Raw genomic sequence first — 22128 nt, 5'->3', positions numbered from 1 at the left:
TATCCGACGCAGTACGGGGCTCCCCGCCCCAGAAACCAATGGAGGAGCTCGTGGGAGTCAGCCTCAGCAAGGGCGGCAACGTATCGCTGACCAAGGAGGCCCCGGGCCTGACCGCGGTCATCGTCGGTCTGGGGTGGGACGTCCGCACCACGACCGGCACCGACTTCGACCTGGACGCCAGCGCGCTGCTGGTGAACAACGCCGGCAAGGTCGCCAGTGACGCCAACTTCGTCTTCTTCAACAACCTCAAGAGCCCCGACGGCTCGGTCGAGCACACCGGTGACAACACCACCGGTGAAGGCGAGGGCGACGACGAGGCGATCAAGGTCGACCTCGCCACCGTCCCGGCCGACGTCGACAAGATCGTCTTTCCGGTGTCGATCTACGACGCCGAGAACCGGCAGCAGTCCTTCGGGCAGGTCCGCAACGCGTTCATCCGCGTCGTGAACCAGGCCGGCGGCGCCGAGATCGCCCGCTACGACCTCAGCGAGGACGCGAGCACGGAGACCGCGATGGTCTTCGGCGAGCTGTACCGGCACGGCGCCGAGTGGAAGTTCCGTGCCATCGGCCAGGGCTACGCCTCGGGTCTGCGCGGCATCGCGCAGGACTTCGGCGTCAACGTCTGAGTCACCCGCAGCCGCACGCACGACCCGAGTCACCTGATCGTCCGACGTCCGGCGCCGCACCGTTCACGGGCGGCGCCGGGGGTCCCCCCTTCGGGGGAGGGCAGAACAACCGAGCAGAACAACCGAAGAGACTGCCTGAGCATGACCTAGGGGAGGACAAGCAATATGGGCGTCACGCTCGCCAAGGGGGGCAACGTCTCCCTGTCCAAGGCCGCGCCGAACCTCACGCAGGTGATGGTCGGACTCGGCTGGGACGCGCGCTCCACCACCGGAGCCCCCTTCGACCTGGACGCCAGCGCTCTGCTGTGCACCGGCGGGCGGGTCATGGGGGACGAATGGTTCGTCTTCTACAACCAACTCCAGAGCCCGGACGGCTCGGTGGAGCACACCGGCGACAACCTCACCGGTGAGGGCGAGGGCGACGACGAGTCGCTGATCGTGAACCTCCTCAAGGTGCCGCCGCAGTGCGACAAGATCGTCTTTCCGGTCTCCATCCACATGGCCGACGAGCGGGGCCAGACCTTCGGACAGGTCTCCAACGCGTTCATCCGCGTCGTCAACCAGGCCGACGGCCAGGAACTCGCGCGCTACGACCTCAGCGAGGACGCCGGCACCGAGACCGCGATGATCTTCGGCGAGCTCTACCGGTATCAGGGCGAGTGGAAGTTCAGAGCCGTGGGACAGGGGTATGCGTCGGGTCTGCGGGGCATCGCGCTCGACTTCGGGGTGAACGTCTCCTAGGGCCTCCCAGGCCTCCGAGACCTGCTAGGAACCCCTGGGGCCTGTCCTGGAAGCGTTTCGCATTCCGCACGGAGCCCCGGCTACCGATCGGTACGGGGCCGCCCGCCCCGTACGGAGCAGTCGACCCTTAGACTTCGCAGCTGGAAGTCAACGTTTCGTAAAGCCGAGTACGGCGCGGGGGAGACCCGCCCTCAGTTTCGACTGGGGGGACCCCCGACACAGGATTGGGTAGCCAGTGCTTCTGAAAACTTTCGGCTGGTCGTTCGCGATCACCGCGCTCGGCCTGGTCGCAGCGGCCTTCTACGGGGGGTGGGAGGCCCTCGGCATCGTGGCGATCCTCTGCATCCTGGAGATCTCGCTGTCGTTCGACAACGCGGTGGTCAACGCCGGAATCCTGAAGAAGATGAATGCCTTCTGGCAGAAGATCTTCCTCACGATCGGTGTGCTCATCGCCGTCTTCGGCATGCGGCTGGTCTTCCCCGTCGTCATCGTCGCCATCAGCGCGAAGATCGGCCCGATCGACGCGGTCGACCTCGCCCTCAACGACAAGGACAAGTACCAGCAGCTCGTCACCGACGCCCACCCGTCGATCGCCGCGTTCGGTGGCATGTTCCTGCTGATGATCTTCCTGGACTTCATCTTCGAGGACCGGGACATCCAGTGGCTGCGCTGGATCGAGCGCCCGCTGGCCAAGCTCGGCAAGGTCGACATGCTGTCGGTCTGCATCGCGCTGATCGTCCTGCTGATCACCTCCTTCACCTTCGCCGCCCACGCCCATCAGCACGGCGGGGCGCACGTCGACAAGGCGGAGACGGTCCTGATCTCCGGCATCGCCGGCCTGATCACGTACATGATCGTCGGCGGTCTCTCCGGCTACTTCGAGGACAAGCTCGAGGAAGAGGAGGAGCGGGAGCACGAGGCGGAGGAAGAGGCCGCGCGCAGCGGGAAGCAGCGCCCGGCGGTCGTCCTCGCCGGCCAGGCCGCGTTCTTCATGTTCCTCTACCTCGAGGTGCTGGACGCGTCCTTCTCCTTCGACGGTGTGATCGGCGCGTTCGCCGTCACCAACGACATCGTCCTGATGGCCCTCGGTCTCGGCGTCGGCGCCATGTACGTCCGGTCCCTCACCGTGTACCTGGTCCGCCAGGGCACCCTCGACGACTACGTCTACCTCGAGCACGGCGCCCACTACGCGATCGGCGCCCTCGCGGTGCTCCTCATGATCACCATTCAGTACCAGATCCACGAGGTCATCACCGGCCTCGTCGGTGTCCTCCTGATCGCCTGGTCCTTCTGGTCCTCCGTGCGCCGCAACAAGGCGCTGGCAGCGGCAGAGGGAAAAGCGACGGCCCCGGACGAGAAGACTGAGGTCTCGTCCGGGGTGTGATCACCTCCTGCGGGAGGAACGCTCTGAGCGGGGCGGCCGGTGAGGAAACTGTCCTCCACGGCCGCCCCGCCGGTTTCATCAGTGGACGTGGGGGCGGGAAATGGGCATCTTCGACGGGCTCCTGGGCAGCCGCGCGACCGACTTCGACTCGGGCAACGCGGCCACGAACGCGATCGAGCTGACCAAACGGCACAGCCAGGTCTCCCTCACCAAACAGGGGGCCGCCACCGGCAACCTGCGCGTCAACCTGGCCTGGCGGATGCGGACGTCCGACATCGGCGGGCCGCAGCGGGAGAGCCTGCTGCGCCACCCCTTCAAGGCGCTGCGGCCGCCGGAGGTCGTCGGGCACAGCCAGAGCATGGTCAACGTCGACCTCGACCTCGGCTGCCTGTACGAGCTGGCCGACGGGACGAAGGGCGTCGTGCAGCCCCTCGGCGGCCTGCTCGGGGACGTGAACGGGGCGCCGTACGTGAAGCTCAGCGGAGACGACCGGTTCGGGTCGGCGTCCGGCGAGACGATGTACGTCAACCTCGACCACCGGGACGAGATAAAACGACTGCTCGTCTTCGTGTACATCTACGACCAGACGCCGGCCTTCGACCGCACCCACGCGATCGTCACCCTGTACCCGAGCAACGGGCCGCGGATCGAGATCGGCCTCGACGAGCGGCACCCCGAGGCCCGCTCCTGCGCGGTGGTGATGATCGAGAACGTCAAGGGCGAACTGATGGTGCGGCGCGAGGTGCGGTTCGTCTACGGCTTCCAGGCGGAGCTGGACCGGCTGTACGGGTGGGGACTGCAGTGGGGGCGCGGCTACAAGACGAAGGCGGACCGGTAGGGTCCGGGCCCGGCCTGAAGCCCGGGCCGGGGCCTGAAGCCCCTCACGTCACCGGCCGACGAACTGCGGTCCCTGCGGCGGCAGCCGGAACGAGCCGTCCGGGTAGCCGTAGCCGTAGGTCGGCAGGCTGGCCGGGTAGCCGTAGGCCGGCGGCTGCTGGGGGACGGCCGACGCAGGCTGCTCCGGCGGCAGCGGCTGCGACAGGCTGGGCGTCTGCGGAGCCGGCGTGGCGGCCTCGGGGACGTCGGCCTCCTCGGACTCGTCGACCGAGATGCCGAAGTCGGTGGCCAGCCCCTTGAGACCGTTGGAGTAGCCCTCGCCCAGCGCGCGGAACTTCCAGCCCTCCCCGCGCCGGTACAGCTCGCCGCAGATCAGGGCCGTCTCCTGGCCCGTCTCGGGGCGGATGTCGAAGGTGGCCAGCGGTGCGCCGTCGCGCGTCGCGTCATACAGCTCGATGGTGAGGGAACGTACGCGGTCGAAGGTGACGCCGTCCGCCGAAGCGGTCAGGAGAATACGGCCGACACCGGACTCGACACCGGACAGATCCGTCTGGATCGTGTCGGTGAGGCCCTCGGAGACCCGCTTCTTGCCGAGCCGCCACACCTTCCCGGACGGGTGCCGGGGCTGGTTGTAGAAGACGAAGTCCTCGTCGGAGCGCACACGACCGTCGAGACCGAGGAGCAGCGCGGAGGCGTCGACGTCCGGGACCCCCTGCCCGGGGGTCCAGCGCAGCACGGCGCGCACCGTGGTGGCTTTCAGCGGGACGTTCGACCCCTTCAGCATCGCGTGCGTCATGCGGTCATCCTGCCTTCTCGGGCCTGCTCACGACAACGCGGGGTACTCGGCGACCTGCATGGCCGAGTTACCTGAAATTCATGCCCTGGGGGAACCCGGGACATGGATCCCTACGTACTATTACCGGCCACCTCTTGCCGAATCCATGCCATACCTTGCATCACGGGGGAGATTTATGCGTCATTTCGGGCACCTCGCCCCTGAGGTGCGACAGCGCCTCTTCCACCGGGAGCCGTGCGTCTTCGACCCGGACTCGCCGGCCAGGCTGCTCTCCGCCGCCCTGGGCGCCACGCTCTACAGCCCGGCCACCCGGCCCCGGCTGGCGGACGACGTCGTCAAGCAGACCGGGCGCGGCGTGGTGTCGATGGTGCTGTGCCTGGAGGACTCCATCGGCGACGACGACGTCGAGGCCGGCGAGGAGAACCTCGTCCGGCAGTTCGCCGACCTCGCGGACCGGCCGGGCGTGGAGCCGCCGCTGCTCTTCATCCGGGTGCGCACGCCCGAGCAGATCCCCGACCTGGTCCGCCGGCTCGGCGGCTCCGTAAGGCTGCTCAGCGGGTTCGTGTTCCCGAAGTTCACCGAGGAGCGGGGCATCCCGTTCCTGGAGGCGCTGGCCGGCGCGGAGGCGGCGAGCGGGCACCGCCTGTTCGGCATGCCCGTGCTGGAGACGCCGGAGCTGATGTACCGCGAGTCGCGGGTGGACGCCCTGGAGGGCATCGCTCGCGCCGTCGACAAGTACCGCAGCCGGGTCCTCGCGCTGCGCCTCGGCGTGACCGACTTCTGCTCCGCGTACGGACTGCGCCGGGCGCCCGACATGACCGCCTACGACGTCCAGATCGTCGCCTCGGTGATCGCCGACGTGGTGAACATGCTCGGCCGGGCCGACGGCAGCGGGTTCACGGTGACCGGGCCGGTGTGGGAGTACTTCCGGGTCCCCGAGCGCATGTTCAAGCCGATGCTGCGGCACAGTCCCTTCCTGGAGGGGCAGGCGGTGGAGCTGCGCGAGAGACTGATCGAGCACGCGATGGACGGTCTGCTGCGCGAGATCTCCCTCGACCAGGCCAACGGCCTGCTCGGCAAGACCTGCATCCATCCCTCGCACGTGCCGGCCGTGCACGCGCTGTCCGTGGTCAGTCACGAAGAGTACAGCGACGCGGCGGACATCCTGCGGCCGGAACGCGGCGGTGGGGGTGTACTGCGGTCGCAGTACACGAACAAGATGAACGAGGTGAAGCCGCACCGCGCCTGGGCCGAGCGCACCATGCTCCGCGCGGAGGTCTTCGGCGTCGCGCACGAGGACGTCAGCTTCGTCGACCTGCTCGCAGCCGGCATCCCCGGCTGAACCCAACGATCTAGGGACGCATGAGAAACGCAGTGAACAACGGGGTCTGGTCCGGGAGCTGGGTCGCCGAGCGGCTCGGACTGGAACTGGTGGGCGACGACGCGCTGCCGGAGATGCTGGGACTGGCGCTGCGCCGCAACCCCAAGCGGGCGCATCTGCTGGTCTCCCACGTCCTGGGCAAGCACGTCCCGCAGTCCCCGGCGGTCGTCCACGGCCATGGCCTCGCCCTCGGCCGCCGGGTGCGGGAGCTGCTCGGCCCCGACGAAGCGGCGAAGGCCGTCGTCCTCGGCTACGCGGAGACGGCCACCGGTCTCGGCCACTGTGTCGCGGACGGCGTCGGCGTCGCCCCGTATCTGCACTCCACCCGGCGTCCGGTCCCGGGCGTCGCGACGGCGGGCGGCTTCGAGGAGTCCCACTCCCACGCCACCTCCCACCTGCTGCTGCCCAAGGACCCGACGCTGCTGGTCGGCGACGGCCCGCTGGTGCTGGTGGACGACGAGTTCTCCACCGGCAACACGGTGCTGAACACGATCCGGGATCTGCACGGGCGCTATCCGCGGGACCGGTACGTCGTCGTCGCCCTCGTCGACATGCGCTCGGCGGCCGACGCGGGCCGCCTCGACGACTTCGCCCGTGAGATCGGCGCCCGGGTGGACCTGGTCGCCACCGCCTCGGGCACGGTGCTCCTGCCGGAGGGGGTGCTGGAGAAGGGGCAGGAACTCGTCGCCCGGCACGAGGCCGAGGCCGCCGCGAACGGTGAGCGGTCGTCCCCAGGGGCGCGGGGAACCGCGCGACAAGCCACGACGGACCCGCATCCGGACGGCGCCCCCGGCCCGGACGACGACCGCGCCGCCCGGCAGCCGAGGTCCCCCGGCCGCCTCACCCGCGTGGACCTGCACTGGCCGCGCGGCCTCCCCGACGGCGGCCGGCACGGCTTCACGCCGGAGCACCGGCACCGGCTGCAGACCGCGCTGCCCGCGATGGCGGCCCGCCTCGCCGAGGCGATACCCGACGACGCCCGGAGCGTCCTCGTCCTCGGCTTCGAGGAGCTGATGTACACGCCGCTGCGGCTGGCACGGGAGCTGGAGGAGGCCCTGCCCGCCGAGGTGCGCTACTCGACCACCACCCGCTCGCCCGTCCTCGCGGTCGACGACCCCGGCTACGCGATACGCAGCCGAATCGTTTTCCCCGCCCACGACGACCCCGCCGACGGCGCCGGCGAGCGCTATGCCTATAACGTCGCAGGCGGCGGCTTCGACGCCGTCGTCGCCGTCGTGGACTCCGTGGCGGACACCCCGCTGCTGCACGCCCCCGACGGCCTTCTGTCCCGGCTCGCCGCGCACACCCCGCACGTCGTCCTCGCGGTCGTCCCCTCGTACGTCCCCGAACCGCTGTACGCAGCCGCACTGCCCGAAATGAGACCCCACATGCTGCCCGAGCCCCTTCGCGGCCCCGCCTTCTCCTCGTACGCGCCCGAGGAGGTCGGCTGGCTGCTCCAGGACCTCTCGGACGTGACGCTGGAGGCGCCGACCGAGGAGCGGGAGGAGGCCATCCAGAGCGGCGGCGCGCACTACGCCGAGTCGCTGCCCGTCGAGTACCAGCCCAGCGAGCAGTACCAGGAGCTGTTCCACGCGGCGCTTCAGACCTCGGCGGCGCGGATCGCGCAGGCCGTGGGCGTCGTCACGGAGACCGTGATCGCCGAACGGTCCCCGCGGCCCGTCCTCGTCTCGCTCGCCCGCGCCGGCACCCCCGTCGGCGTGCTGATGCGCCGCTGGGCGCAGTTCCGGCACGGTCTCGAACTGCCGCACTACGCGGTGTCGATCGTGCGCGGCCGGGGCATCGACGCCAACGCGCTGCGCTGGCTCGCGGCCCACCACGACCCGCGGGACGTCGTGTTCGTCGACGGCTGGACCGGCAAGGGCGCGATCACCCGCGAACTGGCCGCGGCGATCGAGGAGTTCGAGGCGGGCGGCGGCGCGGTCGGCTTCGACCCGGAGATCGCGGTGCTGGCCGACCCGGGCTCCTGCGTGCGGACGTACGGCACCCGCGACGACTTCCTCATTCCGTCCGCCTGCCTCAACTCGACCGTCTCGGGGCTGATCTCACGGACCGTCCTGCGCGCCGACCTGGTCGGGCCGGACGACTTCCACGGCGCGAAGTTCTACCGCGAACTCGCCGGCGCGGACGTCTCGGCGGACTTCCTGGACGCCGTGTCGGCCCGCTTCCCCGAGGTCGCGGAAGCCGTCGGCGGCGCGGTGAAGGAACTGCTGGCCGGTGACCGCACGCCGAGCTGGGAGGGCTGGGCGGCGGTCGAGCGGATCAGCGAGGAGTACGGCATCCACGACGTCAACCTGGTCAAGCCCGGCGTCGGCGAGACCACCCGGGTGCTGCTGCGCCGGGTGCCGTGGAAGATCCTGGCGCGCGCCGGCGCGGGCGCCGACCTGGACCACGTACGGCTGCTCGCCGGACAGCGAGGGGTGCCCGTCGAGGAGGTCGGCGGCCTGCCGTACACCTGCGTGGGGCTGATCCACCCGCAGTTCACCCGCGGCGCGACCGGCGCCGACGGCAAGGCGGTGACGGTCTGATGCCGGTTCTGGTGGCGAGCGACCTCGACCGCACGCTCATCTACTCGGCGGCGGCGCTGGCACTGACCATGCCGGACGCGCGGGCGCCGCGGCTGCTGTGCGTGGAGGTGCATGAGGCGAGACCGCTGTCGTTCATGACCGAGACGGCGGCGCAGCTGCTCACCGACCTCGGGGACGCCGCGCTGTTCATGCCGACGACCACCCGGACGCGCAAGCAGTACCAGCGCATCAACCTCCCCGGGCCGCCGCCGAAGTACGCGGTCTGCGCCAACGGCGGCCATCTCCTCGTCGACGGGGCGACCGACCACGACTGGCACGCACGCGTGCTGGCGCGGCTGGCCGAGGAGTGCGCGCCGCTCGCGGAGGTGCAGGAGTACCTGACGAAGACGGCGGACCCGCTGTGGCTGCGCAAGCAGCGGGTCGCCGAGGACCTGTTCGCCTACCTCGTCGTGGAGCGCGAGCTGCTGCCCGAGGAGTGGGTGAAGGAGCTGGCGGCCTGGGCGGAGAACCGCGGCTGGACCGTGTCCCTCCAGGGCCGCAAGATCTACGCCGTGCCGAAGCCGCTCACCAAGAGCGCGGCCGTGCGCGAGGTGGCCCGCCGCACCGGCGCCGAACTGACGCTGGCGGCGGGCGACTCGCTGCTCGACGCCGACCTGCTGCTGGCCGCGGACCGCGGCTGGCGGCCGGGCCATGGCGAGCTGGCCGACGCGGCGTGGGCGGCTCCGCGGATCACGGCCCTGCCGGAGCGCGGCGTGCTGGCCGGGGAGCGCATCCTGCGCGAGTTCCTGAAGAGCTGCCGCGGAGGGTGGTCCGCGTAACGGTTCCCGTGAAGGGTGGCCCAGGGGTTGCCGTCGGTGACAGCGGTCAGGAGCAGCAGCCCCCGCCGCAGCAGCCGCCTCCGCCCCCGCCGCCCGTCTGGGGCGCGGGGGCGGACCTCGTTCCGCCGACGGCCACCGTTGACAGAAGTTTGACCGTATCGTCGTGCCCGGCAGGGCAGTCGGCGGGGTCGGCCGACTGCGCCATCGGGCGGCTCAGTTCGAAGGTGTCGCCGCAGGTCCGGCAGCGGTACTCGTAGCGAGGCATGCCGTCAGAGTAAGCCCCGGTGCTCGAAGACGGTGACAGCAGTTTGACCTCTGTTCACTTCTGTCACTTTCTTATGTGGAGAATTTGCGAAGGGCGCTGGTAATTTGAGAGCGCCGCGCTGAACCCCGAGGTCGGAGGGTTCCCTGTTTGCGGCCGCGTCAACGGCAACCATGTCAGGCCCTCATCAGTCTGTACGTCTGCCTGCGAGCAATACGGAGTGCGGGAGGGAGACGGGTCGTGACCCAGACGGGGCAGGGGGAGGAGCCCCAAGAGCCGGACGCCACCATGCAGTTGAAGGTGCCGGCCGCTTTCCAGCCGGACGAGACCATGCAGTTGCGTGTGTCGGACATACCGGTTGCGCCGGACATATCCCAGGGGGGCGCCGGCGACGAGACGCGTTCGTCGAAGAACCGGCGCAAAGCCCCCCAGCCGTCCCTGCATGTCCGCATATCTGCGGCTCTGGGGCCTCGACTCGTCCCGCTTCTCGCCGTGCTGGCGCCCTATGTGTCTCGTGTCACTCCGTACGCCCGCAAACTGCGCCCGCAGTACCCGCGACCCGGCCGTGACGACTGGCGGCGCTGGATACCCTCCTGGCGGCACTGGCTCGGCGCGGTCCTCACCTCCCTGGGCCTGAGCACCATGTTCCTGGTCGTCGCCTACGCCGCCACCGACATCCCGGACAATCTCAACACGTACGCCACACAGCAGGACAACGTGTACTTCTGGGCCGATGGGACGCCGATGGCCCGCACCGGCTGGGTGCAGCGGCAGGCGATGCCGCTGAAGGACATCCCCGAGGACGTCCGCTGGGCCGTGCTCTCCGCGGAGAACGCGAGCTTCTACAGCGACCCCGGCATCTCCTTCAGGGGCATCAGCAGGGCCCTGTTCCGCACCATCGGCCAGGGCGACACCCAGGGCGGCTCCACGATCACCCAGCAGTACGTGAAGAACGTCTACCTGAACCAGAACCAGACGCTCAGCCGCAAGTTCACCGAGGCGATGATCTCCCTCAAGCTCGACAACCAGATGAGCAAGGACGACATCCTCGAGGGCTACCTCAACACCAGCTGGTTCGGCCGCGGCACCTACGGCATCCAACGCGCCGCCCAGGCCTACTACGGCAAGGACGTCGGCGAGCTCAACGCCAGCGAGGCGGCGTTCCTCGCCTCGCTCCTCAAGGGCGCCGGCCTGTACGACCCGACCCTCGGCCCCGCCAACCGCGCCCGGGCCGTCGAGCGCTGGTCGTGGACCCTGGACCGGATGGTCGAGATCGGCAAGCTGTCGAAGGCCGAGCGCGCCACCTACACGAAGTTCCCCGAGCCGCTCAAGGCCAACCCGCTGTACGACACCGGTGAGCAGAGCGACTACCTGGTGGAACTCGCCGCCCAGTACGCCAAGAAGGCCGGGAACATCTCCGACAAGGACTTCGACCTCGGCGGCTACCAGATCTACACGACCTTCGACAAGAAGCGGCAGACCCAGCTCACCGAGGCCGTCACCAAGGCCCGCGACAAGGCCCTCAAGGACGATCCGAAGGACGCGAAGGCCGCCCACTACGGCGCCTCCTCGGTGGCCGCCGACGGACGGATCCTCGCCGTGTACGGCGGCCCCGACCACCGTACGCAGGGCTACAACGAGTCCAACGCCACCACCGTCCCGGCCGGCAGCGCCTTCCTGCCGTTCGTCTACGCGGCCGGACTCGAGCACGGCGTCCACAAGACCCGCGACGGGGACACCACGCCCGTCACCGGCGAGTCGCTGTACGACGGCAACGACAATGTGCCGGTGAAGACGCCCGAGGGCCCCTACTGGGACCGCAGCGGCAAGCAGGTGGCCGCGAGGAACGACGGCGGCAAATCCTACGGGCAGATCTCCCTGCACCGGGCGCTGGAGCAGTCGGTGAACACGCCGTTCATGCAGCTCGGCATGGACACCGGCCTGGACCTGGTGCGCGCCACCGCCGAGAAGTCCGGGCTGCTGCCCTCCAGCTTCGGGGCGCAGGTGCCGGCCCTGACCATGGGCAGCGCCACGCCCAGCGCGATCCGGATGGCCAGCGGCTACGCCACCTTCGCCGCCGACGGCAAGCACACCGAGCCGTACTCGGTGCGGCTGATCACCAAGAACGGCACCAAGCTCGTCGTGGACACCCCGACCGCCGACCGTGCGATCAGCGCGCGCGTGGCCCGGGAGGTCAGCTCCGCGCTCGCCGACTCCTTCCGCACGGCCCACCCCGGCGACACGCCCGACACGCCTTCCCGGGTGGCCGGGAAGGCGGGCACCACCCAGAAGGACACCGCCGCCTGGTTCGTCGGCACCGCCAAGTCCGTGTCCACGGCGGTCGTCGTCTACCGCATCGACCTCACCAAGAGCCTCGAACCGCTTCCCCTGAAAGGCATCGCAGGCACGTCCCAGAAAAGCGTCCCGTACGGCATCTGGTCAGGTGCCATGAGCCCGCTCGGCTGACCACCGAGCAGGCCGTCCGCGTCCCCAGAATCCGGAGAATGAGCCGCACATGAAGTCACCGTCGGGCCGCCGCCGCAAGGCCCCGGCAACAACGCGCCACCCCGCTGCCACACACCCGGGGTTCCTGACGCTGGCGGCGCTTCTCGTCGTCGCGTCCCTGGTGGCGGGATATCTGGTGCTCAACCGGACGGCGAACACCGAGCCGACCGCGTCCTCGGGGGACAGCAAGAAGGCGTCGGCGGGGGCCACCGAGGAGCCGGCGTGGGACGGCAGGACGCGTGTCCTGGGGGACGGATCCACCTCGTACACCGGACCGCAGAAGGGCGGGCTGAAGCCGGTCCCGCTCAAGGCCGGCGAGAAGCCGCCCCAGTTCGTGGTCTTCTCCTGGGACGGCGCCCTCATGGGCGACGACGGCCTCTTCGAGCACTACCGCAAGATGGCGGAGCAGTACAACGCGCACATGACGTTCTTCCTCACCGGCATCTACCTGCTGCCCAAGAGCAAGAAGGACCTGTACTCCCCGCCGCAGCACCCCAAGGGCTCGGCGGCGATCAGCTTCCCCACCGACGAACACATCCGCACCACGCTGGAACAGCTCGGCGAGGCGTGGAAGGAGGGGAACGAGATCGGCACCCACTTCAACGGCCACTTCTGCGGCGCCAAGGGCGGCGGCGACTGGAGCGTCGAGGAGTGGAAGAGCGAGATCGACCAGTTCTACAAGTTCGTGGAGAACTGGAAGACCAACACCGGCTACAAGGACATCGCCCCGCTGCCCTTCGACTTCAAGAAGGCGGTCGTCGGCGGCCGGGCGCCCTGCCTGGAGGGTCAGGCGAACCTGCTGAAGGCCGCCAAGAGCTACGGCTGGCGCTACGACGCGTCCTCCGCCGGCGACTTCCAGATCTGGCCGGCGAAGAAAGACGGCATCTGGAACTTTCCGCTGCAGATGCTCCCGTACGAGGGCGGCAAGTACCAGGGCCTGTCCATGGACTTCAACTTCCTGTACAACCAGTCCAAGGGGGAGGTCGAGGGCAACCCGGCCGAGTACCCGCAGTGGCAGCAGGAGACCGCCGACGCCTACATGGCGGGCTTCAACCGCGTGTACTACGGCAGCAGGGCCCCGCTCTTCATCGGCAACCACTTCGAGGAATGGAACGGCGGCATCTACATGAAGGCCGTCGACCAGACCATCGAGAGCGTGTGCACCAAGAAGGACGTCAAGTGCGTGTCCTTCAAGGAGCTCGCCGACTGGATGGACGTCCAGTCACCCGCCACTCTGGAGCGGTTGCGCACGCTGGATCCCGCGCAGAGCCCGGACTGGTCGACGGTCGTCAAGTGACCGCCGGGGGACGGCGGGTGAAGTAACCAAACCTCAACCGCAACCCCCTTCACAACAGCCACACACCCCGTGCAAGGATGCCCTCCTCGGCATTCCCGTCGCCGGGGCAAGAGGGGAAACATCAGTGAAGTCAAGGAAATTGAAGGCGACACGGCGCCGCGTCGCGATACTCGGGGCGGCCGCCACCTCGGTCGTCGCCGGAGTGGCGCTGCTGCCCAACTGGTCCGCGGGCGCCGCGGTCGTCGACGACCCCACGGTCGACGCCAGGACGAAGGCCACCTTCCAGAAGCTGGCCGACGCGGTCTTCACCGACCGTACCGACGCGCTCGTCACCGGCGCGCAGGGCGACCGGTCCAAGCCGCTGACCAACGGTTTCTCGGGCGACGTCAAGCTGTCCTCCGGCACGGCCCGCGCCGAGAACGCCGCGCTGTCCACGCTCGGCGCGCGCAAGGACAAGCTGGCGAAGGCGGGCGAGAAGTACAGCAAGGCCGCCACCACCGTCACCCTGAACGCCACCCGCGTGACGGGCCGCACGGCCAAGGCCGAGGTCACCGAGACCACGACCCTGACCTACGCCCAGACCCGCGGCAGCGCCCCCAAGACCACCGGATTCCAGGCCAAGCACGAGCTGACGTTCAAGGCCGACCGGAACGGCGACTGGCAGCTCACCACCATCCGGGACACCGACCAGGGTGGCCTCGCGGTGAACACGCTCTCCAAGCCGACGCCGACGGTGAAGGTGGCGACGGCGGACGACACCATGCCGAACGCCCCGAAGGCGGCGACCACCCGCAACCCGGCCGCCGTGCCGAAGACGGGCACCGCCTACGACTACAAGGCGATGGCGGCGTACGCCGAGAAGTACGTGTACACGTACAACAAGGACTACCCGGACTACAACGGCCACGGCGCCGGCGGCGACTGCACCAACTTCGTCAGCCAGGCTCTCAAGGCCGGCGGCTGGAAGCACGTCCCGGGCTACGTGTACGACTACACCAAGTGGTTCGGCAACGCCGACATCCAGTCCGACTCGTTCGTCGGCGTCAACGAGTGGTCCTGGTTCGCCCAGAACTCCAAGCGCACCAAGCCGCTCGCCAACGTCTACCAGCTCGAGGTCGGCGACGTCCTCCAGATGGACTTCGACCGCGACGGGTCCAAGGACCACACGATGATCGTCACCGCCAAGAGCGGCGGCGTGCCGTACGTGACGTACCACTCGAACAACACCCTGCGCAGGTCGGTGGCGAGCCTCGTCGCCTCCTACCCGACGGCGTACTTCTACGCCTACCGCACCTGATCGGGGCCCACCGCCCCTGATCCGGCCGGCCCGTCACTCCCCGGGGTGACGGGCCGGTCCCGTCCCTCCCCGGGGTGACGGGCCCGCCAGTACGGGTTGTCGTGCGGCAGGACGGACCCCACCCTGCCGTACATCCCGAACACCATCAGCAGGATGCCGATCACAAAGCTGAGCATGCAGTTCTGGATCTCGAAGGCCAGGAAGTTGTAGTCCGTCTCCAGCAGGGCCATGTTCAGGAACCCGCTGAGGATGAACAGCACGCCGAAGACCATGTTCAGCGTCGACGCGACGTTCCCGCCGATCACCATGCCCGCGACGAGCAGCAGCCCGACCGCGACCGACAGCCAGCTCAGCGCGCCGTTGGTGTTGAGGCTCCACACCTCGTCCCCACCGGTGTCGAAGAAGCCGATCTTGTCGACGATCCCGAAGACGCCGAAGACGACCAGACCCAGGCCCATCAGCCCGGCGCCGATCCGGTAGACCAGGTTCAGCCGGTGATCGACGGGCAGATGGTCGTCGATCCTGATCCGCCGTTTCGAGCCGGAACGCAGTGCGTGCGTCGCCATCTCCGCCTCCCGATGGGTGAGACATACCCGGCATGCCCGACATGTCGACAGAAGGACGTCACGTGCCCGGAATCACCTGCCCGGAATGCCCGCACGTGCCCTCGTCATCCAATATCCGCCCGTCGAGCGGCAGCGGCAATGTCAGTGCCCGGTGCCGTGCCCGGTGCCGCGCTCCTCGCGGATCCGGGCCACCGTGCCGCCGACCGCCTGCCGCACGGCCTCCGTCTCGGTGAGGAAGTGCCAGTAGTCGGGGTGCCGGTCCTCCAGCGTGCCGATCGCCCGCTCCAGCCGCGCCACCGCCTCGTCCAGCGGACGTGCGTGCCGCGGGTCGGGGGTGTTGCGCCCCGCCATGGCCAGCCGCTGGGCGTCCCGGATCGCGAACCGGGTCCGGTCGATCTCCGCCTGCGGATCCTTCTGTACCGCGTTCAGCCTGGTCAGCCGGTCACCGGCGGCCGACACCGCCTCGTCCGTGGTGTTCAGCAGCGCCCGCACCGTGGACAGCAGCGCGGTGGCGTCCGGCCAGCGCTGCGCGTCCCGCGCTGCCTGCGCCTCGGCCAGCTTCGCCTCGGCCTGCCGGACGTTCTCCCCGGCCTGGTCGGGAACGTGCTGAAGATCCTGCCAGCAGGCCGCCGTGAACCGCCGGCGCAGCTCGCTCAGCACCGGATCCACCTGGCCGGAGCGGGTCGTCAGCGCCTGCGCGCGCGTGCGCAGCGAGACCAGCCGGTGGTCGATCTCGGCGGCCCGCTCCGGCAGCCGTCCGGCCTCCGCGCGGACCGCCTCCGCCTCCCGCGCGACCCGCTCGGCACGCTCCAGGGTCTGCGGCACCCCGTGTTTGCCCGCACCCTGGTTCAGCATCGTCAGTTCCGGCGCGAGCGCCGCCAGCCGGGCCGCCAGATCGTCCGCCCGCAGGCCGCCGCCGCGGGCCGTGTCCAGGGCGCCGGAGGCGGCCAGCAGCGCCTGCCGGGCCCGCTCCACGGCCGGCGCGAGCCGGGCCAGCTGCGTCTCGGCCTTGCCGAGCAGCGGGCCCAGTCCGGCGGCGAACCGGTCCAGCTCCTGCTTGACGCGGACCAGTTCCTCATTGGCGCGGGTCAGCCGGTCGCGCGCCTGGGCGGCCGCCGACGCCTCCAGGTCGTCCCGGTCGAGGTCGTGGGCGTCCACCGCTTCGATGTACTGGTGGCTGGCCTCGTCGATGCGCGCGCCGACGGCCTCGAAGTCGGAGACCGCACGGCGGGCGGCCGGCGAGTCGTCCACCGCTTTGATGGTCTCGATCGAGATCCGCAGATCCCGCTGGGCGCTGTCCAGTTCGTAGAACGCGGCGGCCGCCGCGTCCTTCGCGGCCTGGGCCTCGGCGCGCTGCTCCTCCGCACGCCCGCCGAACCAGCGCCGGGTGCCGCCGCCGGCGAACGCGGCGGGCAGCACCAGCGCGGCTGCCAGCGGGAGGGCGAGGAGGACCAGGGAGTCCTTCAGCGCCGTGAGCGCGGAACGGTCCGCGCGCGGCGGCGACGGCGAGTACGACCGTGCTCGTGTCGCCGTCACATCCCTCTCCCGTGCTGTGATCCGCCCTGCCCGGTGTCATTCTCCCACCGGTTAAGGACGAACACACGGGCCGGAAAGTTTCCTAGTTCGCGTTCCGGACGGTGACCTTGCCGTCGGCGCTGCGAGCGTTCACCACGTGGCTGCTGGACTCGTCGCGCGGCACCGACACGTCCACCCCGCCGTCGTCGGTCTCGGTCGTCACCCGGTAGGTGGCAGCGGGCAGCGCGATGGTCACCGAGCCGTCGTTGCTGACGGACTCCACCCGGTCCGGGACGGTGCTGAGGGTGAGGCGCACCGAGCCGTCCTGGGTGTGCGTGGTCACCGAGCGGGAGGCGACCTCGGCACGGACCGAACCGTCGTCCGTGCGCAGCTCCAGCGGCCCCGTGGAGTCGGTGACGTGCACGGAGCCGTCCTGGGCGTGCACGCTCAGTGCGTCCCGGAATCCGCTCGCCCGGACGCTGCCGTCGTCGTCCTCGACCTTCACGGCGATCCCCCGGGGCACTTCGATGCGGTGCTTGGCCGCGCAGTCGGCGACCAGGCCGGAGCAGTGCGTCCGCAGGGTCAGCCGGTCGTCCTCCATCGACCAGGTCACCTTCGGCTTACCGCCGACGACGACGGAGCCCTTGAACCAGCGGGTGACGTCGACCTTGCCGGCCTCGGCGTCGTCCGACGCGACGATCTCGAGCGCCGAGTCGTCCGAGTCGATGGTGAGGGTGCCGCCCGCGACGCCGAAGGTCCGGTGGTCGGGGTGGTCGTCGTCCGAGGCGGAGGCGCCGCACGCGGTCGCGCCGGCGGCGAGGGCCACGACGGCCCCGGTGACGAGGACCGAGCGGGCGAAACGGGTCGTACGGGCCATGGTGGTCTCCCCCTGGGCTGCCTGACGATGCGTTTACGACGGTAGGCAGCCGCGAGCCCGCGGACGATCCGGCCCACTCCCGGATCCGGGGTGGGGGTAACCCCCCCATGACCCCGATTGACCCCGATCCGTAACCCCGATACGCCCGATACGGGTTTGCGGGGCATGCGCCGCGGCGATGTAGGCTGTCGGCTCGTGTCCTGGGTGCGTAGCTCAGGGGTAGAGCGCCTGCCTTACAAGCAGGATGTCGGCGGTTCGAAACCGTCCGCGCCCACCAAGGACGACGACCCGCCCGCCGGGTCGCCGCCGCCGACGGCCCCCCGTATCCCGGGGGGCCGTCGGCGTATCCGGTCAGGCCTGCCCGGCGGCGGGGCTGGGGGGCGGCTCGGGGGACGGGTCCGGAGAAGGGGTGGGGGCTGGCTCGGGGGCGGGGTCAGGGGAGGGCTCGGGGGATGGATCCGGGGATGGGTCCGGGGATGGGTCGGGGGCGTGCTTGAGGGTCATGCGGGCCTCGACGCGGTCCGCCGTGGCGACCTCCGCCCAGAAGCGGTGACAGGTCACGAACACCGCGAGCTCGTGCTCCCGCCGCCGCAGCTTCTCCACCTCGGCCTGCTCGTCCGCCGTCCAGCCGGGCGAGGCGGGCCGCTCGGCCTTGCGCCAGCCGCCGGTGTCGCTGTAGCCGTCCAGCGGCTCGACCGACCAGGGGAGCCGCTTCAGCAGGGCCGACAGCTCGGCCCGGACCTGATGCAGCTCCTCCTGACCGGCGCGCAGGTCGCTGGGAAAGTCATAGGTCGTAGCCACACGCCAATGGTACGCCTGTTCGATTTTGAGTAGCGAGCTCCTTTGCGGTGTTCGTGTGAACGACCGTTCGAATCAGTCCGGTCGGTGGTCCTGGCGGAGCAGTGTGACGCCCAGCCGGTCCGTGTCCTCCGGTTCCGCGTTCAGTCGGTGGACGACCACCCAACTCCCGTCGTCCTGGGCCCCGGCGAACAGCGACGCGAGACGGGTCGCCCCGTTGTGCCAGACCATCGAGCCGGTCCGTATCCAGGACGGCGCGGGATCGCCCAGCCGTCGCTCCACGAGGAGCCGCACGACCAGGTCGGCCACGGCGCGGGGAGTCGCCCACAAGCCTCCCGCCGGCAGGATCGCGCCGTCCATCGTCCAGGGCCTGCGCGACCCGCCGAACAGCCCCGGGGCCTGCAGACACCGCTCGGGGGCGGGCTGTGCGGTCATCTCCGTGATGTCGAGAGGGCGCAGCACGTACGCCGACGCCAGCTCCTCGTAGGTCGTCCCGGCCGCGGCGGTCAGGGCCGCGCCGAGGATCGCGTAGCCGAAGTTGGAGTACTCCTCCTCGCTTCCCGGCGGACGAACGGCCAGCGTGTCCAGCCGGGGGAGGAGCGCGTGCAGCGCGGGGAGATCGAACGCGGCGTACGGATCCCGGCCCGGAAGGGGGCCCGGCGGCAGCCGGGGGAGGCCCGAGGCGTGCCGGGCGAGGTCGAGCAGCGTGATGCCGGTGGCGGGGACCGCGGGCAGCCAGCGTTCGAGCGGATCGTCGAGGGCCAGCACTCCCGCCGCGGCCATCCGGATCAGCGCCGTGCCGGTGACGACCTTGGTCAGCGAGGCGATGGGCACATGGCGGTCGACGGCGTGACCGTCGTCGGCGGTCGGCGGGCCGGCGTGGGTGAGCACACACGTCGGAACGCGGCGGCGCACGAGCGACGACACTCGCGACACGGCGCCGAGGACGGGAACGGACATGCGTGCTTCTTCCTTCGGCCGTGAACGGGGCGGCGGCGGGGCCGAGTTCGCCCGGGCGTTTCATGATCGTACGACCCGCCGCCGCGGCCCGGCCGGTGTCGTACCCGCACCTAGGATGACGGCCATGGAGGACGCGGAGACGGACGCGGGGACGGGCACGGGACAGGTACGGCTGGTGCCTTGGTCTGAGGGTGACTTCTGGCTGTTGCGGCGGACCAACAGCCCGGAGATGACCGGCCACCTGGGCGGGCCGGAGAGCGAGGAGAAGCTCGCGGACCGGCACCGGCGGTACCTCGAGCTGCCTGCCGGGCGCATGTACCGGATCGTGTCGGCGGCAGACGGCGAGACCCGGTCGGTCGGCTCGATCGGCTACTGGGGACGCGAGTGGCGGGGCGAAGCGGTGTGGGAGACGGGCTGGGCGATTCTGCCCGAGTTCCAGGGCCGAGGGCTCGCCGCCCAGGCCGCCCGGGCCCTGGTGGACGCCGTACGGCGGGCCGACGGCGGTCGCCCGGCTCTGCACGCCTTTCCCGCCGTGGACCATGCCGCGTCCAACTGGGTGTGCCGCAAAGCCGGGTTCACGCTGCTCGGGGAGGTCGCGTTCGAGTACCCCAGGGGGAACCCGATCACCTCCAACGACTGGTACGTCGACCTGCGCCGCCGGCCGACTCCTACCGAGGAGCGCCGGGTCGGGTGACGTGGGGTCGGGTGACGCCGGGTCGGATGACGCCGGGTCGGGCCGCGGCCGTCCCGTGGGCGTCCGTCAACTCCCTCACCAGACGCGCCGTCACCGGCGCATCCACCCCGTGCCGTTCGGCCGCGCGCAGCAACGCCCCGCCGATCGCGTCGAGTTCGAGGGGACGGCCGGCCTCGGCGTCACGCTGCATGGACGACTTCATGCCGGGGGCGAAGACGTCGTAGCGTGCGAGGGCCGCGGCCGGGTCGACGGGTGCGCCGCAGGCGGTGCTGACGGCGGCGGTTTCCTCGACCAGCGCGGCCAGCTCCTCGCGATGCCGGGTGCGGACCTCCCCCAGGGGCAGCCCATGGCGGGTGGTGAGCAGCGCGAAGGGCGCGAGGAACGACATCTTCGCCCACAGGACGGCCGTCTCGTCCGGCAGGACGCGGACCGTCGGGCCGGCCGCCGTCAGCGTCCGCGCGAGCGCGTCGAGGCGCGGGCCCGGCACCGCGTCGCCGGTCAGGTCGATCTCCGCGAACGAACTCCCGTGCTCGATCACCCCCGGGGCGACGCGGGTGGACTCGACGCGGATGACGGCGGGGGCGACCCCGTCGGGGCGGTGGTGCGCGCGCAGGACGGCCGGGTGCTCGACGCCGTTCAGCAACGGCACGAGCAGGGTGCCGTCGCCGAGCACCGGGGCGGGCACGCGGGCCAGAGCCGCGTCGAGCGCCGTGTGCTTGACGGCGATCAGGACCGCGTCGACCGGTGCCCGCAGTTCGGTGTCCGCGTCGACGGAGGCGGTGAAGTCGCCGAACGTGTCGCTGCGGACGCGGATGCCCTCCGTGCGCAGAACGGTCGCGGTGTCCTCGCCGGCCAGACAGGTCACCCGGAGCCCGGCGCGGGACAGCAGGGCGGCGAGCAGCCCGCCCACCCCGCCGGGGCCGAGGACGGCGACTGTGCGTATGTCGTGCGGCATGGTGCCGTGGTTCCTCTCGTCGGTCGGCCCTGCGAGTGCGGTGGCCGCCAGAAAGATGATCGTGGCACAGGAGGGGCGGGCGGGGGCAGACTGTGAGCATGTGCCGGAGTATCAAGACGTTGCGTCCGCCCGCGTTGCCCGAGGAGGCGACCGAGGACGAGGTGCGCGCCGCCGCCCTGCAGTACGTCCGCAAGGTGTCCGGTTTCCGGGCCCCGCCGAGCACAACCGGGAGGTGTTCGAGCGGGCCGTGGAGGCCGTCGCCGCAGCCACGGCGGAACTCCTGGACGGCCTTGAGGTCCGCGGCGCGTCCCGCCGCCCCGCCGCGACGCACGCGTCGTAACCGGGGCCGACCACGGCCGTCGGGCGTCGTCGTCATCGCCCGTCGTGGCCGGCTTGTACCGCGGGCGGCCTGTGCTGCGTGGACGGCCTGTGCTCGTTCGGGGCGTCTCGGTGGCCCGTGGTGCGTGTCGGAGACGGTGGCGCGGTGCGCCCGGTCGGCTTCGTAGCGCCGCAGGGCGCGTGCCCGGCCCCGGGGGGCGTTATGCCGGCTGGCGGCGCATGACGAAGGCGGCGACGGCGCCCGCGCCGAACAGGGCGAGGACCGACACACCCGTCGCCAGCCACGTCGTCCCCAGCCAGTGGGCGCCGAAGTAGCCGAGGGCTGCGCTGTAGCCCGCCCAGGAGAGGCCGGCCAGCGCGGACCAGGGGAGGAAGTCGCGCGGGCGGCGATGCGCGGCGCCCGCGATGAGCGAGACGACGGAGCGGCCTGCCGGGGCGAAGCGGGCCAGCACGACCAGCGCGCCGCCGCCCCGGGCCAGCGCCTCGCCGAGACGTTCCTGCGCGGTGGTCAGCCGGCGGGACCGGGAGATCGCCCGGTCCAGGCGCTCGCCGCCGCGCCAGGCGAGCCGGTAGGCCACCAGGTCGCCGAGTACCGAGGCGGTCGTCGCGGAGAGGACCAGGACCATGATGTCCGGCACGTCGTGCGGGACCCGTCCGGTCGCCGCGCCCGAGCCCGCCGCGGCGGCCGTGGCCGCCGTGATGACGAGCACTCCGCTGGGCAACACCGGCAGGAACACGTCGAGAAGGACCGACAGGCCCACCACCGCGTAGATCCAGGGGCTGCCGAGCAACGCCCCCACACTGTCGAACACCGCGAACTCCCCGTGTCTCCCCCGTGACGACCGACCGTGCCGCTGTGTCGCGGGGGAGCGGCAGATGCGGCCAATGACAGCCATACAGCGTACGCCCGGGGTGTGACAGGGGATTCACGGGG

Annotated in this window: 19 protein-coding genes, 1 tRNA gene and 2 pseudogenes; 13 read left to right on the top strand and 9 right to left on the bottom strand. The window is 70.7% G+C overall.

From position 1 onward, the window contains the following. Positions 1–50: 50 nt before the first annotated feature. The 4 genes from QA802_RS13620 to QA802_RS13605 all read left to right on the top strand — a co-directional run bounded on the left by QA802_RS13620 (position 51) and on the right by QA802_RS13605 (position 3589). Entirely contained in the window at positions 51–626 is a 576-nt protein-coding gene (locus tag QA802_RS13620) for a TerD family protein (protein ID WP_319169744.1), read from the top strand. Positions 627–791: 165 nt separating this feature from the next. After that, the gene (locus QA802_RS13615; protein WP_107444158.1) at positions 792–1367 is read left to right on the top strand and encodes a TerD family protein; all 576 of its coding nucleotides are present in this window, start codon (positions 792–794) and stop codon (positions 1365–1367) included. Between the two features lie 235 nt (positions 1368–1602). Further along, complete coding sequence (locus QA802_RS13610; protein WP_334521756.1) at positions 1603–2751, top strand: DUF475 domain-containing protein; 1149 nt, start codon at positions 1603–1605, stop codon at positions 2749–2751. 100 nt (positions 2752–2851) lie between these two features. Beyond that, positions 2852–3589: a TerD family protein gene (locus QA802_RS13605; protein WP_334521753.1), complete on the top strand. Its 738-nt coding sequence runs from the start codon at positions 2852–2854 to the stop codon at positions 3587–3589. A gap of 48 nt (positions 3590–3637) precedes the next feature. Here the strand turns inward: QA802_RS13605 and QA802_RS13600 are convergent, their stop codons facing one another. Next, positions 3638–4384, bottom strand: coding sequence for a TerD family protein (locus tag QA802_RS13600; protein WP_334521750.1), 747 nt, complete (start codon positions 4382–4384; stop codon positions 3638–3640). 175 nt (positions 4385–4559) lie between these two features. On the opposite strand from QA802_RS13600, the gene QA802_RS13595 reads away from it, so the two are divergent. Genes QA802_RS13595 through QA802_RS13585 form a run of 3 tightly spaced genes read left to right on the top strand, consistent with a single transcriptional unit; the run spans position 4560 to position 9129 of the window. Continuing rightward, the gene (locus QA802_RS13595) at positions 4560–5726 is read left to right on the top strand and encodes an HpcH/HpaI aldolase/citrate lyase family protein (protein WP_334521747.1); all 1167 of its coding nucleotides are present in this window, start codon (positions 4560–4562) and stop codon (positions 5724–5726) included. Between the two features lie 20 nt (positions 5727–5746). Further along, on the top strand, positions 5747–8311 hold the full coding sequence (locus QA802_RS13590; RefSeq protein WP_334521744.1) for a phosphoribosyltransferase: 2565 nt from the start codon (positions 5747–5749) through the stop codon (positions 8309–8311). Next, on the top strand, positions 8311–9129 hold the full coding sequence (locus tag QA802_RS13585) for an HAD family hydrolase (RefSeq protein WP_334521741.1): 819 nt from the start codon (positions 8311–8313) through the stop codon (positions 9127–9129). The genes QA802_RS13590 and QA802_RS13585 overlap by 1 nt, the downstream gene beginning before the upstream one ends. Before the next feature lie 46 nt (positions 9130–9175). Here QA802_RS13585 and QA802_RS13580 read toward each other — a convergent pair whose 3' ends face one another. After that, positions 9176–9394 (bottom strand): FmdB family zinc ribbon protein, encoded by a 219-nt coding sequence (locus tag QA802_RS13580; RefSeq protein WP_334521738.1) that lies wholly within the window; start codon positions 9392–9394, stop codon positions 9176–9178. A 285-nt stretch (positions 9395–9679) separates the two neighbouring features. Between QA802_RS13580 and QA802_RS13575 the strand changes: the two genes are divergently transcribed. The 3 genes from QA802_RS13575 (at position 9680) to QA802_RS13565 (ending at position 14490) form a co-directional block, all read left to right on the top strand. Further along, positions 9680–11857, top strand: coding sequence for a transglycosylase domain-containing protein (locus QA802_RS13575; RefSeq protein ID WP_334534596.1), 2178 nt, complete (start codon positions 9680–9682; stop codon positions 11855–11857). Positions 11858–11906: 49 nt separating this feature from the next. Beyond that, positions 11907–13193, top strand: a complete 1287-nt coding sequence (locus QA802_RS13570) for a polysaccharide deacetylase family protein (RefSeq protein WP_334521735.1) — start codon at positions 11907–11909, stop codon at positions 13191–13193. Positions 13194–13332: 139 nt separating this feature from the next. Next, the gene (locus QA802_RS13565) at positions 13333–14490 is read left to right on the top strand and encodes an amidase domain-containing protein (protein ID WP_334521732.1); all 1158 of its coding nucleotides are present in this window, start codon (positions 13333–13335) and stop codon (positions 14488–14490) included. Here QA802_RS13565 and QA802_RS13560 read toward each other — a convergent pair. The 3 genes from QA802_RS13560 to QA802_RS13550 form a co-directional block, all read right to left on the bottom strand. Beyond that, positions 14478–15056, bottom strand: a complete 579-nt coding sequence (locus QA802_RS13560) for a DUF4383 domain-containing protein (RefSeq protein WP_334521729.1) — start codon at positions 15054–15056, stop codon at positions 14478–14480. The genes QA802_RS13565 and QA802_RS13560 overlap by 13 nt on opposite strands. Before the next feature lie 141 nt (positions 15057–15197). Continuing rightward, on the bottom strand, positions 15198–16592 hold the full coding sequence (locus tag QA802_RS13555) for a hypothetical protein (protein ID WP_334521726.1): 1395 nt from the start codon (positions 16590–16592) through the stop codon (positions 15198–15200). 82 nt (positions 16593–16674) lie between these two features. Then, positions 16675–17448 carry a DUF4097 family beta strand repeat-containing protein gene (locus tag QA802_RS13550; RefSeq protein ID WP_334521723.1) on the bottom strand — a complete coding sequence of 258 codons (774 nt, stop codon included), beginning with the start codon at positions 17446–17448 and terminating at the stop codon, positions 16675–16677. Positions 17449–17650: 202 nt separating this feature from the next. On the opposite strand from QA802_RS13550, the gene QA802_RS13545 reads away from it, so the two are divergent. After that, a tRNA-Val gene (locus QA802_RS13545) sits at positions 17651–17725 on the top strand. Positions 17726–17919: 194 nt separating this feature from the next. Here QA802_RS13545 and QA802_RS13540 read toward each other — a convergent pair. Continuing rightward, positions 17920–18249 (bottom strand): annotated as a pseudogene (locus QA802_RS13540) (DUF8825 domain-containing protein); the annotation flags it as partial. A gap of 72 nt (positions 18250–18321) precedes the next feature. Then, a complete protein-coding gene (locus QA802_RS13535; protein WP_334521718.1) occupies positions 18322–19206 on the bottom strand; it encodes a serine hydrolase domain-containing protein in 885 nt (294 codons plus the stop codon). Between the two features lie 124 nt (positions 19207–19330). Between QA802_RS13535 and QA802_RS13530 the strand changes: the two genes are divergently transcribed. Then, positions 19331–19900, top strand: a complete 570-nt coding sequence (locus QA802_RS13530) for a GNAT family N-acetyltransferase (RefSeq protein ID WP_334521715.1) — start codon at positions 19331–19333, stop codon at positions 19898–19900. Here the strand turns inward: QA802_RS13530 and QA802_RS13525 are convergent. Continuing rightward, the gene (locus QA802_RS13525; RefSeq protein ID WP_334521712.1) at positions 19875–20855 is read right to left on the bottom strand and encodes a ketopantoate reductase family protein; all 981 of its coding nucleotides are present in this window, start codon (positions 20853–20855) and stop codon (positions 19875–19877) included. The two genes, QA802_RS13530 and QA802_RS13525, sit on opposite strands and share 26 nt — an antisense overlap. A 98-nt stretch (positions 20856–20953) precedes the next feature. Here QA802_RS13525 and QA802_RS13520 point away from each other — a divergent pair. Next, positions 20954–21195: pseudogene (locus QA802_RS13520) on the top strand (DUF2277 domain-containing protein). A 199-nt stretch (positions 21196–21394) separates the two neighbouring features. Here the strand turns inward: QA802_RS13520 and QA802_RS13515 are convergent. Further along, positions 21395–22006 carry a DedA family protein gene (locus QA802_RS13515; RefSeq protein WP_334521709.1) on the bottom strand — a complete coding sequence of 204 codons (612 nt, stop codon included), beginning with the start codon at positions 22004–22006 and terminating at the stop codon, positions 21395–21397. Positions 22007–22128: the final 122 nt, after the last annotated feature.

Source organism: Streptomyces sp. B21-105 (assembly GCF_036898465.1).
Lineage (GTDB): Bacteria > Actinomycetota > Actinomycetes > Streptomycetales > Streptomycetaceae > Streptomyces.
Note: the sequence above shows the minus strand (reverse complement) of the source record. Positions and strands in the feature narration are given on the sequence as shown.

Excerpts from the sequence above, each read along its gene's own strand:
- QA802_RS13615 (WP_107444158.1), top strand. The coding sequence starts at position 792 with ATGGGCGTCACGCTCGCCAAGGGGGGCAACGTCTCCCTGTCCAAGGCC.
- QA802_RS13605 (WP_334521753.1), top strand. The coding sequence starts at position 2,852 with ATGGGCATCTTCGACGGGCTCCTGGGCAGCCGCGCGACCGACTTCGAC.
- QA802_RS13600 (WP_334521750.1), bottom strand. The coding sequence starts at position 4,384 with ATGACGCACGCGATGCTGAAGGGGTCGAACGTCCCGCTGAAAGCCACC.
- QA802_RS13595 (WP_334521747.1), top strand. The coding sequence starts at position 4,560 with ATGCGTCATTTCGGGCACCTCGCCCCTGAGGTGCGACAGCGCCTCTTC.
- QA802_RS13590 (WP_334521744.1), top strand. The coding sequence starts at position 5,747 with ATGAGAAACGCAGTGAACAACGGGGTCTGGTCCGGGAGCTGGGTCGCC.
- QA802_RS13585 (WP_334521741.1), top strand. The coding sequence starts at position 8,311 with ATGCCGGTTCTGGTGGCGAGCGACCTCGACCGCACGCTCATCTACTCG.
- QA802_RS13580 (WP_334521738.1), bottom strand. The coding sequence starts at position 9,394 with ATGCCTCGCTACGAGTACCGCTGCCGGACCTGCGGCGACACCTTCGAA.
- QA802_RS13575 (WP_334534596.1), top strand. The coding sequence starts at position 9,680 with ATGCAGTTGAAGGTGCCGGCCGCTTTCCAGCCGGACGAGACCATGCAG.
- QA802_RS13570 (WP_334521735.1), top strand. The coding sequence starts at position 11,907 with ATGAAGTCACCGTCGGGCCGCCGCCGCAAGGCCCCGGCAACAACGCGC.
- QA802_RS13560 (WP_334521729.1), bottom strand. The coding sequence starts at position 15,056 with ATGGCGACGCACGCACTGCGTTCCGGCTCGAAACGGCGGATCAGGATC.
- QA802_RS13550 (WP_334521723.1), bottom strand. The coding sequence starts at position 17,448 with ATGGCCCGTACGACCCGTTTCGCCCGCTCGGTCCTCGTCACCGGGGCC.
- QA802_RS13535 (WP_334521718.1), bottom strand. The coding sequence starts at position 19,206 with ATGTCCGTTCCCGTCCTCGGCGCCGTGTCGCGAGTGTCGTCGCTCGTG.
- QA802_RS13530 (WP_334521715.1), top strand. The coding sequence starts at position 19,331 with ATGGAGGACGCGGAGACGGACGCGGGGACGGGCACGGGACAGGTACGG.
- QA802_RS13525 (WP_334521712.1), bottom strand. The coding sequence starts at position 20,855 with ATGCCGCACGACATACGCACAGTCGCCGTCCTCGGCCCCGGCGGGGTG.